Source organism: Priestia sp. AB, from assembly GCF_028369225.1.
Taxonomy (GTDB): Bacteria; Bacillota; Bacilli; order Bacillales; family Bacillaceae_H; genus Priestia; species Priestia megaterium.
On record NZ_JAQMYN010000032.1, the window covers coordinates 1 to 15,704 of the forward strand.

Here is a 15,704-nt window from a genome sequence, read left to right on the forward strand (position 1 = left end):
TTTATTTCCTGTCCTAAAAGTGGTATTTACTCAAACTTTGTATTTTCCATTTACAGAAGTCATTGTATTTACCATGATTTTACCGTATTTAAATAATCCTAAGAAAGCAAAGGTGACCATGCTATGTGCAAGTGGATTAAGTGGAATCAATTTAATTATTACAATGCTCATTAATGTTTGTGTATTGGGAGTTGATTTAACTGCACGTTCACAGTATCCACTTCTTAGCACAGTGGAGAGCATCCAAGTAGCTAATTTTTTAGAAAGGCTTGATGTATTTTTTATGCTTGCTTTAATTATCACTATCTTCTTTAAAATCTGCTTGTTATTTTATGCAGCTGTCATAGGTACAGCAAATTTATTCAAGGTTAAATCACCTTCAAGGTTATCGTATCCTTTGGGGCTAATCATTCTCTTTTTGTCTATTACCATTGCGAGCAATGTTCAAGAACATAACCACGAAGGACTGAAGGTGGCAATGTTTACTATACACATTCCTCTTATTGGGATTATTCCTCCTTTTCTTCTTCTTGTAGCTTTCTTGAAAAATAGGAAGAAGCATGGAAAGAACACATTGAACTAGTTAATTTTTATATAGAATATTGTCATTCACATTGAGATTCCTCGTGAAATCCTTAACCGGGCAAAGAATAATTTCATTCCAGAAAGAACCTTAAAGTAAACTTAATTTCTACTACATAATGTAAAAAGGATTTCAAGTGACGAAAAGGTCAAAGAATAATTCAAAAGAAACAGAAAATCGCTTTAATAAAATCGAAAAGGAGTCCGGTTGAATGGAAAAAGCCAAAATTAGTGCTAGTCAGCTCTTTATCCTAATGGTTCTGTTTGAACTAGGTACTTCCTTACTGTTACCTGTCGCAATGGAAGCAAAACAGGACGCATGGTTGGCTATCTTACTTGGGATGCTTGGTAGCTTGGTTCTATTTGTAATTTATCATAAACTTTATTCGTATTATCCAGATCTTTTACCTACAGAATATATGCAAAAAATCTTAGGTAAAGCAATAGGAAGCGTACTGGCCTTTCTTTACATCTGTTATTTCATCTATGATATAGCAAGGGTTTTACGTGACATTGGAGAGATGTTGTTGACATTTGCCTATTCTGATACTCCTTTATTTATTGCCAATGCTTTACTAATTCTAGTTATTATTTATACGGTTCGAAAAGGGATTGAAATAGTAGCTCGATCAGGCGAGATATTTTTTATATTTATGTATGTACTTGCTGTCACAGGGTTTCTACTAATTGTGTGTTCAGGATTAATTGATTTTAAAAACTTACAACCAGTACTTGAAGAAGGGATTTTACCCGTTTTAAAAGTCGTTTTTATTCAAACCTTGTATTTTCCTTTTGGTGAAGCAATTGTGTTTACCATGCTTTTACCTTATTTAAACAATCCTAAGAAGGCAAAAGCGACTATGTTATGTGCAACAGGATTAAGTGGGATTAATTTAGCTATCACCATGCTTATTAATATCAGTGTACTAGGAGTTGATTTGACTGCACGTTCACAGTTTCCTCTTCTTAGTACGGTACAAAGCATTCAGGTAGCAGATTTTTTAGAACGGCTTGATGTGTTTTTTATGCTTGCTTTAGTCATTGGTGGCTTCTCTAAAATCAGTGTACTGTTCTATGCTTCTATGATAGGAACAGCCAACTTATTTAAAATTAAATCACCTTCATCGCTTTCTTACCCTATTGGGTTAATCGTGCTTTTTATGTCTCTGACGATTTCTAGCAATTTTCAAGAGCACCTTCATGAAGGAATAGGGGTAGAGATGTTTTTCTTGCAAATTCCCTTCCTCGCGGTTATTCCTATTCTGCTTTTCCTTGTTGCATTCTTGAAAAATAGAAGGAAGCAGAAAGCATGACAGGTTTGTTTGCTGACTCTTTGAATAATATAAATATTCCAGCCCCTTGAACCATTATAAGCTAATAGTACATATCAAAATGGATGTAAATTATGTGAGGTGATTTTTTTGTATACTTGGTTTTATGATCATTTTATCAACACAATTCTATTTCCTCTTACTTGTATAGTGATGGTAGCTATCATGTTAAGCGCATATGCGTACTTTAAATTAAAAAAATAAATAATTCATAGTCCCTTGGGCTTATTGATTTCAAATATGGATATTTCTCCTTTAAAACTTGATTATTTATACAAAATATAGTCATCACTTATATTAATGATTTTAAAAGAGCTCGTAGCTATCAACAGGAGGTTATACTATATACAGTGTATCTTCTCCATATTTTTCCATAATGGTAAGCTAAACTAAATACGACTGGAATAATAGTTAAATCTGGAGGAAATAAAGGAGGCACCATAAAAAATAATTTTATAGGGTATCCCATAATAGAATATCTGCACCAATTACATCTAATATACTTGAAACAATACCTATAAACATGGCAAATGCAAATACATGTAGACGGTCTTTTTTCTTAACAAGATAGCCCTATATAATCCAAGGTAAAATAGTAGCTACCAGTAGAATCCACCATTTCCATGTAAATAAATTGTTATGAAGTCAGTGTTCGTATCCAGCTGCCTTTAGTTCATAACGGATTTGTTGTACGTCATTATAAGAAGGGTGTGCCAAAAAAAATGTTCTCTCCTCTCTGCATACATGTGAAAAATATCCCTACTTTTATTTTTCCAAAGTCTCTAAATATTATAAATGAATACCTTTTCATAATTTGAGCAAACTATCCAAGATGTAATAGAGCATCAGTTTAACATCTATATTTAAACGACTAGGAAAACTACTGAAACAGGATCAGTAGTTTTTTCGTTTTTAGGCTTTATACGTTATTTATTTTTAGTTCATGTAATGAATGCGCTTAAAAATAACAAAGGATTAGATGTATATCAGTGAATTGAATCAGCATAAATAAATAAGAGCATATTAAATATGGATAATGGGTACAACAAGTATATTTTTTTCAAATCTATAGAAGATAAATCCATAGGAGATTGTAAATGAATAATTATAAAAACGACAATACTGCAAGACGCTATATTGCTCATGTCAGTATATTTGGAACGACTCAAATCCATTTAAGAAACCCCTATATTATTGCTTGGTGGTCAGCAGCTTTCCCTGGTTTTGGACATTTATTACTGTCTAAATACCTTCGCGGCTTTGTGTTATTTATATGGGAAGTCGTCATAAATATTAAATCTCATGTGAATTTGGCGATGATTTATTCTTTTCAAGGAAATATTGATATGGCCAAAGAAGTGCTTAATACAAGATGGCTTCTTATTTATATTCCCGTGTATATTTTTGCTATATGGGACAGTTACCGAACAACGGTTGATTTAAATAAAATATACGTATTAGCTGAACGAGAAAATCATAACTTCAACTCCTTCAGTATAGGCGCTATGGAAATAAACTATTTAGACAAACGGAATCCCATCTTATCAGTCGTCTGGTCCTTGTTGATGCCAGGTCTAGGACAACTCTATATTCATCGGATCATTGCTGCTTTCTTTGTTATTATCTGGGCAGTTGTTTTCTTTTATTATTCTGACTTGCTTGAAGGAATTTCTCTTCTATTTTTAGGAGAAATAAAACAGGCTACTGCCGTTTTAAATAAAGAATGGCTGTTATTTTTCCCTTCCCTATATGGTTTTGCTGCCTTTGACTCTTATATAAATACGGTGGAGAATAATAAACTTGTCGAAAGAGAACAGAAAAACTTCTTCGAGAAAACGTATCAACATCCAAGCTTTTGTATTGTGAAAGGAAAAAAGGTGGAGTGAAATATGCAGGTCTTTTCTACATTTGAATACTCAAGTTACATAGAATTAGCTATTTCAGAGCTAGAAAAAAAGGCATAAAGAAAGAAGATATATTTATTGTTTCTCTTAATAATCGCACAGAAAATCGCCGGATTTTTGATAGTCTTCATCGAGCAGATGGGGTTTCTCTTATTGATCTAGGAATGGCTCTAGCCACAGCCTTTTCAGTTATTGGTGCAAGCATTGGTTTTAAACTAAGCTGGGGCCCTATTTATTGGGGAATTATTAGTGCTTTTATCGGATTTATCTTAGGATTAGGAATTAAGTTATTTATGTTTAAAGTAATCAGGAAAAACCAACGGCTTTTACGCGGCAAATATTCGGAAGTTAAACTCATTGTTGATTGTCATACGTTGGACGCCGAAGTCGTTGAACAAACTTTGTGGAAAAATCTTGCCTTGGGTGTCTCTAAAGTTAAACCAGATGGCTTATAAAGCCACGGCATGATCGTACAATATACTAACGAAAGATAAAATAATGAAAATTTTCTAAGTGAAGATTGCATATCTGTTGCAACGTTTGAGCAAACTACTCAGGATACTGAAAAGTATCTCCAATCTAGAATCTCATTAGCCTATAGAAAAACTCCCTATATGAACAGGGAGTTTTTCTATTTTCCTACTATATATGATAACAACCTTAGTTAACGTAAAACAGATTACCGGAAATTATCATTCTTCCATCGTCTCCTCTAAATTTCAGCTTGATACTTAGGAGTGGGAATTCTATAATATAAGTTATTAAAATAACTAAAAGCTGTAAAAGTCTGTTTACAGCAGGTGGATTTTTCGTTTGAATTTATTCTTTTACTTTTCGCCACCCATCTCATATTTGAGATGGGTGGCTTTATTGTGTTTTAGGGAGGATTTAACAATGAAAATTTTGAACTATGCTTTACTTGTTTTTCTGGGTGGTTGTTCTTATGGAGTCGTATCAACGTTTGTTAAATTAGGGTACAGTGAGGGATTTAGACTAAGTGAAGTAACAGGAAGTCAATATTTCTTTGGTGCTATCATGTTGTGGGCTATTGCAATCTTTGTTCCAAAGGACCGTTTAAAATGTAAACATTGGCTTACTTTGGCCATAGGAGGCATACCGATGGGACTAACGGGTATTTTTTACAATCAAGCACTTGGTTATATTAATGCCTCCATTTGCTATCATTCTACTACTGCAATTTACATGGATAAGTATTGTTTTGCAATATGTCTTTACTAAGGAAGCACCAAGTCGAAAAAGCTTCATCTCAACGATAATTATTCTTCTCGGTTCTGTCCTTGCTTCTGGCTTTTTGCAAAAGGGTATCATTTTTTCTTTTGCTGGAATCAGCTGGGGGATGCTTGCTGCTGTCTCCTTTGCTCTCTTTATTTATATAAGTGGGAACACAACTATACCTGTGCATCCTATTTATAAAAGCGCTATTATGACAACCGGAGCGTCATTGCTTATATTTATTTCGTTACCACCAGTATTTCTTATAAACGATGCACTTACAGATGGGCTATTCATGTATGGTCTTCTTACTGGATTCTTTGGTTCACTTGTTCTCCACGCAACCGTCACCTTCCTTCAATGGATCGGTGTGATCATCATTCTAGGTGGAATTGCGTATCCAAACGTTCAGATTCATAAGAACACTCGTTTAATAAAGAAAAACGTGTAACATTTGTACTTATTATTTCTATAATTGAAAAGTTAGTTTTCCAAACAATCTATTTTGGCAGGCTAACTTTTCTCCTTAATGATATATAATATTCCATTCTAGCTCATATTGGGTAGGAGCTTTATTTTCTTCGCGATTATATACACCGCATAATAATGGTTGAATATGCACAAATTAATCAATAAAACTAATTTAAAGGTGAATATAATGTCTTCTTCATTAAATAAATCTTCTCAAAATATTTCAAAGAGAATTGAAAGACAATTTAAAATCACAAGCGATTTTGAGAAAAGGACCATTTTAAAAGATAAAATTACAATTTTTTATTTAAATACAGTTGAACATTCTATTTAAGAAACCATTCAATACTCACTCTAGTATATAAAGGTGGATTTACTATACATGAATCATAAATTATATAAGGTCTTTATTGTATACATCATTGCTTTGATTGGTCCCTTTGCTATTCTCTTTCTTACAAATCATTTAATTCAAGCAACTTGTAGAAAGTAGGACTTAATTTTTTAAAAGTTGATGTTTTACTAAAATTCGATAATAACCATAAATAATAATATAAGCTATTAGATAACTAATAAAAGTTCCAATAATACTCCAAGTATTAAAATACTCTACTTTTCCAAAGATTAAACCAATGCCTTCAAAACTTGTAGTAAAAAGAGTAAAACAAATTAAAAGCAGAAAGATATTAACCCTCTTTTTTATTTTAAAATAAACTAAATAAGAAGCTAGGACCGGATAGAAATCCATATTTAAAGGAAGTGCAGATAAACTTCGATTCCTAAAAGTTGGTTCAAACTGCCAAAAATAATTAGTTCCCCACTCATTTAGTATAAAGGCTACTGTCATTCCTATTGGTGCAATTAAAAGGACAATTGTAGATTCCTTTTTGTATAAGATAAATCCAAAAATCCAAGGTACAATAAATCCCATAATAATATTTACTGGTATTTTTTCTCTTCTCCTCTCACTAAGACAACTTTTTAATAGGATTGTCCAAAACTTAGGAATGTATATCTTATGAAGAAGAAAACTAATGATTAGACACTAGAAGTCTTTTCTCCTTTCTATACATAAATTCTTACTGTCTTGAGCAAACTACTTAAGACGCTGTGAAGCGTCCATTTGGAAATCCTCATGGTTTATTGAGCCGACAACATGCAGCGCAGCAAAATCACTGATATACGCCAGTGGTTTTGCTGTTTTTAAGCTGTATATGACATACAATCGTAGTTACCATAATGTACGTTATCTGAAATTACAAGCTAAAAACCTTTTTTTGTTAAGATAATATTCATATCTATTAATAAATTAGTAAATATTATCCAAGGGGTGATCATATGGGTAAAAATAAGTTAAAACTCACATCTTCCGAGATAGGGACACTATGGGGAGAGTATGTAAACGGAACAATGACAGATGTAGTAAATCGATATATGTTCTCTATTATTGAGGACGAGTCAATAAAGGCCGTTTTTGAAGATGCTATTAAGACCTTCGCAAACCAAAAGAAACAAATTGTAGCTTTTATAGAAAACGAAGGATTTCCAGTTCCAAATGGATTTACTGAATCTGACCTCAATAAAGGTACTAAAAAATTATTTACTGATATATTCTGCTTGAATTATTTACATATCATGACGTTACATGGCTTGCTAGGACATACAACCTCATTGGGTGTTTCTGTCAGAGAAGACTTACGCTACTTCTACGATTCATGTGACAATGATGCAAAAAGGATGTATCATCAAACAATTGAATTATTACTTGAAAAAGGGGAATTTCAGAGGGACCCTTATTTTTACCCTACGAAGAACCCTGAATATATTTCTAGCCAGGATTTTTCGGATGGATTTTTCGGAAAAGGCAGACGCTTGACGGCAACAGAAATCATAAGCATTTCCTTCAACCTTAAGAAAAGCATTATGGCTAAAACTCTTTCTATTGGATTTAGTCAGGTAGCTCAGTCAAAAGAAGTAAGAAAATTTTTAGAGGATGCGGAGAAAACAGCTGATAATACTATCCAATCCTTGTCCAAAATCATGCACGCAGATAATTTACCCGTTCCTAAATCGTGGGAGACAGAAGTAACAACTTCAACAGACGCTCCTTTTTCTGATAAATTAATGATGTATCATATTGGTTTCTTATTCCAAGCTGCACAAGCTTATCATGGAACAGGGTTAGCATCAGCCATGCGAACAGATCTTGTAGCTGCTTATGAAGGCGTTATTCTAAAGAATTTAATGGTAACAAAAAAATGGTTTAATATTATGGTGAAAAATAAATGGTTAGAACAGCCACCACTTGCTCCTAATAGAAAAGAAATTGCAAGAGAAAAATAATAAAGAAATGAATACAAACGAATATATTCAGCAAACTAATCAAGATGCAACGAGGCATCAGCAAAAGATTACAATAAAAAAACAGAAAAAAACTATCTCACATACGCCAAGATAGTTTTTTTCTATTTTTAGGGTGTATATGACATACAAAACAGTTTACAGAATCACCATTTCCGGAAGACATGAAAAAAAGAACTTCTTATGTGTCAAGGGCTCTAAGCCTGTCGCCCAAACAGGAGTATGCAACTTTTTATGCATCCTTGATTTTATAGGGTTTGTAATAAAGGTGAATGTTCTAAGAGTGCATAAAAAAAGTAGCGTTTTTAATCAATTTTTTTTATCTAATTTAATGTATATAAAGGCAAAAAACAAAAGCAATGTAATACTAATAGGAAAAGTAATATAGGAGTCAGTCGCTTCACTTACGTTAGATTTTAATGTGTAGTTATAGATGACAAATGAAACTCCAACAATAGCTATTAATATTTGATATGTTCTTTTTTGACTAAACATATAAAACAATCTCCTTTAACTTTAATAAGCTACTCTAAGAATATAGTACTTACTTTAGACAAAATTTAATAACTTACTTATTCCTAAGAGTGCATGTGGTACGTTAATAGCACTTGGAATAACTAGCCCAAGTGCAGATAAAAAAGAAATAAACCTCTTTATTGTTGAAATCCATTCCTTTTTATAGTAATTTACCATATATTACAATAAAAAGAGGGCGGAGTTTTGTTTATATTCTATTCGATTATGATAACCGTATTTTTTAGTCTTTTTGTGATAGGTCTTAGTATTCTATTAGGTTACTTAATATACAAATTCTCCAAGAATAAAATAGCAGGTTCAAGTGTACCAGTAGTAGTAGCAATTGCAATTCCGATATATTTAACTTATTCTCAGTTATTCATTGCTTCAGTAATCACTATTATATTTTGGTGTAGTAAAAGAGGTGAAAGTGTAAGCCATTTAACTAATGGGAAGAAGTAACTTGGAATGAAGTTTAGTTTAAAGTGTGTTTAAAAGTTCGTAAAAGTATATATTTACGAACTTTTCTCTTATATAGAAAACCTGTCATTTTCATCGTTCAATTAAGTTTGAAAATAAATGACGAACGTCTTCTAAAAACGATGTACTTTTACGGACGTTTCTGATAGGAAAGTAGATTAAGCTAGTGGTTTGCCGTCGTTAAACATGACTGTCAGAACCTATATTCTTAAAAGTTAGTTTGTAGATGCCCTTCAACAAATAAATAAAACAGTTTTTGTGCTCGCTTTAGGGTTTGTAAGTATAAAATAACAATCAGAATCACAAGAGGATTATTAATACATGGGTAAATATATTCATTATTTTACTTTATCTATTAATCTCGTATAAACAACGTCAAAAAGGAGAATAATGTTTAAAAAGGAGAAAAGATAAAGGGGTTGATTTCCAATGGAAAATAATGTACATAACGAAAATGATCCAAGTTTACGCGATGAAATGCTGGCTGAATTGTTTTTGGATCAAACTATGAACGACTTCAAAAGAAATAAGATCCTTAAGGAAATAGACCAGTCTTTAAAGAATAAAGATAAATAAGCTTTTTTACGTTTAACAGAGGAACTTAAACCTGTATCTTAATAAAAACGATGTAAGGTAGAAGAAGTTCATTAAAAAGAAGCCTTCTTTTTTAAAGACTAAGGCTTCTTTTTATTTCACATTTATATATATCTTTTTATAATAATTAAACTTATAATGAGACAACTTACTGGTTCCAGTATCAAAATGCTCGGAAGTCTCATGTCAAAAATTAATTACTAATTACTAATTACTAATTACTTAATACTTGAATAGATGCAGTAAATCCATTCTTTTCTGAAAAAGATAAATTAACTTGTAGATGATTCGCGACGAACTGGTGATAGTCCTGTAAATATACTGCAACAGCATCAATGATGTCTTGTTCATGCAATCGCGCTGTACGTCCTAATGCTAAGGTAGAAGCAGTAATCCCAAGGGAAGAATGAAGCTCCAAATCTACTTCTACCTGTTCAGGTTCAATTCTTTCTTTTAGAGCAATATAAATACAAATACTATCTACAATATCTTGTTCATTAAATAGTACTTCCATCTTAAATTTCTCCTTAATATCTTCTTCTTGTAAAGATGTTTTTAATTACCCAAATGATGACTAAAATCACAAGTATATCTACAAGAATTCCTAAAAAAGAAAATCCATTTGAAGCGTTATTTCCATACGTACCATTATAATTTCCTCCAAATGGATGAAGCATATGGCCCAAAAGTGCCCCCGTTCCAAACGCTGCAGCATGAGTCAGTATACTTTTTGCTCGTGAAGGCGGCGTCTGGTTATACGTCGTGTGAGACCTAGTATACGATGGTGTTTTTGTAACGTTGCTTGACAGAGACTTATATCCAGAATGATAAGTGCCACTTGAATATGTGCCCCTACTTGAATGAGAACTGAACGAAGAACTGTGACTGAAAGAACTATGACCACTAAATCCTTTTGCCTGAGCAACATTTGGTAAAGCTATTGCAAATATTAATACAAATATTAAGGTCAATTTTTTCATTACAATTACTCCTGTCTTTATTAATCTAATATAGCTAATTTATAATAAAGTTTCTTTCTTAGAGAGCTTATGTAGCTGTTACTATACCACTAAATTTATAAATTTCTACTATTTTCATCTATTTTTAATGTGATTTTAAGATGAATTTTAGAGTGATTATCATGATTAGAAAAAGTATAAGGGGTTTCAATATCTAATTGATATGTGAAATTAACATAAAAGACGGTGATATAATTTATAAGAATTAGAAAAGAAAGAAAAAGACGAAAAATAAATGTAGAGTATAGTAAAGGTCTTTTGAGAAATATAGAGGTAACCCATATTCAGATGGCAGAGTCTAATCACATGTTTTATAAAAAGGGTTGATGGATTAATTCATGTATAATGTTTGTTAGTGTAATTAAAAAGCAGATCTTATCCAAGGATAAAATCTGCTAAAAAATCAAAAAGAGGTAATGAAAATATCGTGATTTACTCAATGATCCATTAATTAAAGAAAGAATGTAATTCCCACTAGGTCTATTCCCCAGAACTTCTCTTTAATATTATTGTATCTTTTTCCTTATCTATTTTCTTATGAATACGTAAGTAATAGTAGGCATAGCACCCAATTGCAAATGGGAGACCGCAATATAAAGCAGCCCTGAGAGAATCAACAAAAGCCATACTAACAATGACTACTAAACAGAGTACAAAGCAAGTAATTGGAACAATAGGATACAGAGGTGTACGGAAGTTTAATTGATTAATATCATTTCCTTCCGCAATATAAGCTTTACGGAAATTTAATTGAGATAAGGCAGTTAACATCCAAACAGTGATGCCAGCTAGGCCAGCGATTGATACTAAAATTAGAAAAACAGTATTAGCAGCAATGAAGCTTGTTAAGAGAGATAGACATGCTACTAAAAAAGTTACACTTAATGCGCGTAATGGTACCCCCTTTTGGCTTAATTTTGAAAAAGATTTCCCAGCAAATCCTTCGCGGCTCATAGCCCACAGCATTCGTGTGGATGCATATAACCCTGAATTCGCAACCGATAAAACCGCAGTGAGAATAACAAAATTCATCACATCTGCTGCATACGGTATCCCAACATTGTCGAAAACATAGACAAATGGGCTATCTACTGATCCTGCTTTTTTCCAGGAGACTAAACTAACGAGGATAAGCATGGAAATTACATAAAAAAATACTGTTCGCCAAACTGTATTTTTAATAGCTCTAGGGATTTCCCTATGTGGATTTTCAGATTCTCCAGCTGCAATACCAATCAATTCGGTTCCCTGAAAAGAAAAAACAACTCCAATCATGGCAAAGAAAACACTACTAAATCCATTTGGAAAAAGTCCTCCATTATTCATTATGGTAGAAACACTTTGAACTGGATTTTTTGCCCCATGAGTATCAAGAAATCCAAAAATTATACCTGCCCCAATTATAATAAATAATAAAATGGTTACGATTTTAATACTTGAAAACCAAAATTCTGTTTCTGCAAAACTGCGAGTAGACAGAGAGTTAATGATAAACAAAGAAGTTCCAAAAATAGCACACCAAACCCAAACAGGAATATCAGGAAACCAGCGCTGCATTAATAATCCAGATGCTGTGAATTCAACACTTACTGTAACTGCCCAATTCAACCAGTACATCCATCCCACAGTAAAACCTGTTCCAGGTCCTATATATTTTGTTGCGTAGGCTTGAAATGATCCTGTCACCGGCATAGATACGGTCAATTCACCAAGACAAAGCATAACTAAGTACATTAAGAAACCCACAACAAGGTAAGCTAGTACAGCCCCACCAGGACCTGCTTCATTGATAATATGACCCGAATTTAGAAAAAGGCCTGTTCCAATTACTCCACCAATTGAAATCATAAATAAATGTCTGCTTTTCATATTTCTTTGAAGCTCATTGGATACTTCTATTTTTTTACTATGCATGTATAACCCTCTTCCTAATAGTATGATTTAATTATTTTTATGTTATAAGCAGGGTTCTCCTTTAAACTAAAAATTTAAATGAGCAGATCGGTTGGACATAATTTAAAATATGTTTTGAATGAATATAGTTTCTTTATGATTTTTAAAATATCTATTAAAACCTCAAAAAATATAATCTAGCTTTCCTTTCCAAGTTACTATAAGTCTTTCCAACACAAAAAAACTTCGCAAAAATAATAATTTCCTTTTTGCCAAGTTCCATTCTATAAACTAATAACTAAATTGGAGTCTTGTCTTATTTACCTAACTACGCCTAAATAAACTTATATAAGTAATATTTTTAAGTTTGATAGGTATCTGATCTACTCTCTTAGAGAAAACCCTATTCTAAAAAATAACATCATACCTGATTTTTATATTTCCATCTTTTTGTTAAGATCCTCCATTAACTAAAATTTAATTCATCCACTAAAGGCTATATTATCTAGAATTTTCAGAATTATATTTAGTATATCTACCGAATAAATAGTTGTCAACGCAGAAATGTATGCGCTACCAAAAGGTGGGTTGACATCTAATATACTCTTCAGTATATACTAATCTAGTAGTAAGGGAAGCACAAAGGGGGAACATCTTATGAGCAATCAGGTCAAACAAAAGAATAATTTTTCAATGGGTAAGTTAACTTCTTTATTGGTTCTCTTGCATAATACTGAACTGGTGAAAGAAGTTGAACAAGAACTGGACTCAAGGGGTTATAACTATACAGTTGGAAAAGTTGGGGCTATGGAGCTATCAAAAGTAGTTGCTGCTGTTGAAACAAGTGCTAAAAATAACCATATTATAAATGCTAATTCGTATAGGGAAGTCCATGCTCTTTATCATGCCATATTGGAGGCAATTCAGGGAGTAAGTAGGGGGACTTTACAGTTAGGCGATATTTTACGTACAGTTGGTTTAACTTTTTCAATTGTCAGAGGAAATATTGACTCCTCTGGTTATGGCGGCGAATGGATTAGTGTATGTGTCTATGGAACTATAGGGGCTCCAAAAAAAGGGTTTGAACATGATGCATTAGGTTTTGGGTTTAACCATATCTAAAAAATCTATTCAAAGCAATTTAAATAAATAATTTTAAATTTTTCAAAAAACAATTGACAAATTATTCAGATAAAGAGATACTAGTTTCAGACACATTAGTTGCTTTAAGCTTTAGACCTTAAAGTATAGATTCATTTAGCATTGTTAGTTATGTTTGTTTTAGATATTTAAAATTGTATTTAAAGCCCATAGTTTATTCAGTTTAGTTTATAGGGGGCTATATCAAAAAAGATTTGTTTCTTTTTTGATATAGCCCCTTTTTATGTTCAAAAAACAATAAGACTTTTTAATTTAAGAAGGAGTGATTAGAATGTTTGTTCAAATAGACGGTAACTCATTAACGTATGAACAAATTCATCAAGTTATTTATGAAGGTTATTCTGTTAAAATTAGTGATCACGCTCTAGAAAATATCAAAAAAAGTAGAGCTTTAGTGGAGGATAGTATTACCAATAACAAGGTAATTTACGGTGTAAACACAGGGTTTGGGAAATTCAGTGACACAGTTATTTCAAAGCATGATTTAGCTGACTTACAAATCAATTTAATTCGAAGCCATGCTTGTGGGCTTGGGGAGCCATTTCCTATAGAAGTAAGCCAGGTTATGTTACTTCTAAGAGCTAATGCATTAGCGAAAGGCTATTCAGGAATTCGTCTAGAAACACTGCAGTTATTAATAGATTGTTTAAATCAAAATATCGTTCCAGTTATTCCTAGTCAAGGATCGCTAGGAGCAAGTGGTGATCTAGCTCCTCTATCGCACTTAGCCCTATTATTAGTTGGAGAAGGAGAAGCCGTTTTTAATGGTGAAAAAATGTCAGGTGCAGAAGCATTGAAATTAGCAGGTCTTCAACCAATCAAATTGCAAGCTAAGGAAGGGCTTGCTTTAATCAACGGAACCCAAGCTATGACTGCTGTAGGTGTGGTTGCTTACATGGAGGCTCAAAAGTTAGCTGATCTTTCAGATGGAATTGCTTCCCTAACATTAGAAGGTTTACAAGGAATTGTTGACGCTTTCACACCAGAATCTCATTCTGTAAGACCTTATCCTGAACAGAAACAAGTGGCTGAACGGATTCTTTCTTACCTTGACGGTAGTCAACTAACCACTACTCAGGGACAAATTCGAGTTCAAGATGCCTATTCATTACGATGTATCCCACAAGTCCATGGTGCTATTCAACAAGTTTTAAATTATGTAAAAGAGAAACTATCGATTGAGATAAACTCAGCAACAGATAATCCACTAATCTTCTCGGACAGTGGAAATGTTATTTCCGGTGGAAACTTTCATGGACAACCTATTGCTTTTGCGATGGACTTTCTTGGAATTGCAATGTCTGAAGTAGGAAATATTTCTGAAAGGCGTATCGAACGATTGGTGAATCCCCAACTAAGTGATTTACCGGCATTTTTAAGTCCTGACCCTGGTCTTCAATCAGGCTTAATGATTACTCAATATGCTGCTGCTTCATTAGTTTCGGAAAATAAGACATTAGCTCATCCTTCTAGTGTAGACTCTATTCCATCTTCTGCTAATCAAGAAGATCATGTGAGTATGGGAACAACTGCTGCTCGCCATGCTTATCAAATTATTCAAAATAGTAGAAGGGTTCTTGCCATCGAAGCTATCTGTGCTGCTCAGGCTGCTGATATTAGAGGTGTAAGTAAGTTAGCTCCAGAAACAACGAAACTTTATTCAAGAATTAGAAAATCTGTTCCAACAATTACAAAAGATCGAATCTTCTCACGTGATATTGAAAAATTGGCTGCTGATTTAAAAGGGGTTGTAAAAGAAGTTAATTACGAAATGGTACGTTAATGAACGTGTAAAGTCGTTTTTATTATAAAACTCTAGCATAGACTTATTAAAATATTAGGGTATCAACCTTTCTTTTTCTCAATTATAAAGATTTATGAGATTTCCTGCGTAAAGTAAACCCGTATGAAATATGGCCAGATTATAAGTAATTATCTATAAGAATCAATGTTTAAAAAACGTTTAAAATTATTTAAATTTATTTACAGGGGGAAGAAATATGACTACTGAACAAAAGGTAATTAAGGCACCTCATGGAAAAGAATTAAATACAAAAGGTTGGGTACAAGAGGCTGTTCTTCGTATGTTAATGAATAACCTAGACCCACAAGTGGCAGAACATCCGGAGAAATTAGTTGTATATGGGGGAATAGGGAAG

14 protein-coding genes and 1 pseudogene are annotated in these 15,704 nt (G+C 32.8%); 11 read left to right on the forward strand and 4 right to left on the reverse strand.

What is annotated here, in order from left to right; all coding sequences use genetic code 11:
* The 6 genes and pseudogenes from POF52_RS30205 to POF52_RS30230 form a co-directional block, all read left to right on the forward strand.
* Positions 1-583 (forward strand): GerAB/ArcD/ProY family transporter (locus POF52_RS30205; RefSeq protein ID WP_271997853.1); only part of this gene is annotated, 583 nt, incomplete at its 5' end.
* A 211-nt stretch (positions 584-794) separates the two neighbouring features.
* Entirely contained in the window at positions 795-1,895 is a 1,101-nt protein-coding gene (locus tag POF52_RS30210) for a GerAB/ArcD/ProY family transporter (RefSeq protein WP_176586280.1), read from the forward strand.
* Between the two features lie 1,115 nt (positions 1,896-3,010).
* Positions 3,011-3,799, forward strand: a complete 789-nt coding sequence (locus POF52_RS30215; RefSeq protein WP_271997855.1) for a hypothetical protein — start codon at positions 3,011-3,013, stop codon at positions 3,797-3,799.
* A gap of 3 nt (positions 3,800-3,802) precedes the next feature.
* Positions 3,803-4,272: pseudogene (locus tag POF52_RS30220) on the forward strand (hypothetical protein).
* A gap of 439 nt (positions 4,273-4,711) precedes the next feature.
* On the forward strand, positions 4,712-5,056 hold the full coding sequence (locus tag POF52_RS30225) for an EamA family transporter (protein ID WP_271997857.1): 345 nt from the start codon (positions 4,712-4,714) through the stop codon (positions 5,054-5,056).
* Positions 5,037-5,501 carry a hypothetical protein gene (locus tag POF52_RS30230; RefSeq protein WP_271997859.1) on the forward strand — a complete coding sequence of 155 codons (465 nt, stop codon included), beginning with the start codon at positions 5,037-5,039 and terminating at the stop codon, positions 5,499-5,501. Before POF52_RS30225 ends, POF52_RS30230 begins: the two co-directional genes overlap by 20 nt.
* 516 nt (positions 5,502-6,017) lie before the next feature.
* Here the strand turns inward: POF52_RS30230 and POF52_RS30235 are convergent.
* Positions 6,018-6,452, reverse strand: a complete 435-nt coding sequence (locus POF52_RS30235) for a hypothetical protein (protein WP_271997862.1) — start codon at positions 6,450-6,452, stop codon at positions 6,018-6,020.
* Between the two features lie 407 nt (positions 6,453-6,859).
* Between POF52_RS30235 and POF52_RS30240 the strand changes: the two genes are divergently transcribed.
* Both POF52_RS30240 and POF52_RS30245 read left to right on the forward strand, forming a co-directional pair.
* Entirely contained in the window at positions 6,860-7,864 is a 1,005-nt protein-coding gene (locus POF52_RS30240; RefSeq protein ID WP_271997864.1) for a DUF3231 family protein, read from the forward strand.
* Positions 7,865-9,307: 1,443 nt separating this feature from the next.
* The gene (locus tag POF52_RS30245) at positions 9,308-9,454 is read left to right on the forward strand and encodes an IDEAL domain-containing protein (protein WP_271997867.1); all 147 of its coding nucleotides are present in this window, start codon (positions 9,308-9,310) and stop codon (positions 9,452-9,454) included.
* 232 nt (positions 9,455-9,686) lie between these two features.
* Here the strand turns inward: POF52_RS30245 and POF52_RS30250 are convergent, their stop codons facing one another.
* From POF52_RS30250 to POF52_RS30260, 3 genes are all read right to left on the reverse strand, one after another.
* Entirely contained in the window at positions 9,687-9,986 is a 300-nt protein-coding gene (locus POF52_RS30250) for a DUF2653 family protein (RefSeq protein WP_271997869.1), read from the reverse strand.
* A 13-nt stretch (positions 9,987-9,999) separates the two neighbouring features.
* Complete coding sequence (locus POF52_RS30255; RefSeq protein ID WP_271997871.1) at positions 10,000-10,452, reverse strand: hypothetical protein; 453 nt, start codon at positions 10,450-10,452, stop codon at positions 10,000-10,002.
* A 519-nt stretch (positions 10,453-10,971) separates the two neighbouring features.
* Positions 10,972-12,405: an amino acid permease gene (locus tag POF52_RS30260; protein WP_176586288.1), complete on the reverse strand. Its 1,434-nt coding sequence runs from the start codon at positions 12,403-12,405 to the stop codon at positions 10,972-10,974.
* Between the two features lie 636 nt (positions 12,406-13,041).
* Between POF52_RS30260 and hutP the strand changes: the two genes are divergently transcribed.
* From hutP to POF52_RS30275, 3 genes are all read left to right on the forward strand, one after another.
* Entirely contained in the window at positions 13,042-13,506 is a 465-nt protein-coding gene (gene hutP, locus POF52_RS30265; RefSeq protein ID WP_028408945.1) for a hut operon transcriptional regulator HutP, read from the forward strand.
* A 310-nt stretch (positions 13,507-13,816) separates the two neighbouring features.
* Positions 13,817-15,328 (forward strand): histidine ammonia-lyase, encoded by a 1,512-nt coding sequence (gene hutH, locus POF52_RS30270; RefSeq protein ID WP_241097067.1) that lies wholly within the window; start codon positions 13,817-13,819, stop codon positions 15,326-15,328.
* 217 nt (positions 15,329-15,545) lie between these two features.
* The coding region (locus POF52_RS30275) for a hypothetical protein (RefSeq protein ID WP_271997880.1) at positions 15,546-15,704 on the forward strand (159 nt) is incomplete at its 3' end.

Excerpts from the sequence above, each read along its gene's own strand:
- POF52_RS30210 (WP_176586280.1), top strand. The coding sequence starts at position 795 with ATGGAAAAAGCCAAAATTAGTGCTAGTCAGCTCTTTATCCTAATGGTT.
- POF52_RS30215 (WP_271997855.1), top strand. The coding sequence starts at position 3,011 with ATGAATAATTATAAAAACGACAATACTGCAAGACGCTATATTGCTCAT.
- POF52_RS30225 (WP_271997857.1), top strand. The coding sequence starts at position 4,712 with ATGAAAATTTTGAACTATGCTTTACTTGTTTTTCTGGGTGGTTGTTCT.
- POF52_RS30235 (WP_271997862.1), bottom strand. The coding sequence starts at position 6,452 with ATGGGATTTATTGTACCTTGGATTTTTGGATTTATCTTATACAAAAAG.
- POF52_RS30240 (WP_271997864.1), top strand. The coding sequence starts at position 6,860 with ATGGGTAAAAATAAGTTAAAACTCACATCTTCCGAGATAGGGACACTA.
- POF52_RS30245 (WP_271997867.1), top strand. The coding sequence starts at position 9,308 with ATGGAAAATAATGTACATAACGAAAATGATCCAAGTTTACGCGATGAA.
- POF52_RS30250 (WP_271997869.1), bottom strand. The coding sequence starts at position 9,986 with ATGGAAGTACTATTTAATGAACAAGATATTGTAGATAGTATTTGTATT.
- POF52_RS30255 (WP_271997871.1), bottom strand. The coding sequence starts at position 10,452 with ATGAAAAAATTGACCTTAATATTTGTATTAATATTTGCAATAGCTTTA.
- POF52_RS30260 (WP_176586288.1), bottom strand. The coding sequence starts at position 12,405 with ATGCATAGTAAAAAAATAGAAGTATCCAATGAGCTTCAAAGAAATATG.
- hutP (WP_028408945.1), top strand. The coding sequence starts at position 13,042 with ATGAGCAATCAGGTCAAACAAAAGAATAATTTTTCAATGGGTAAGTTA.
- hutH (WP_241097067.1), top strand. The coding sequence starts at position 13,817 with ATGTTTGTTCAAATAGACGGTAACTCATTAACGTATGAACAAATTCAT.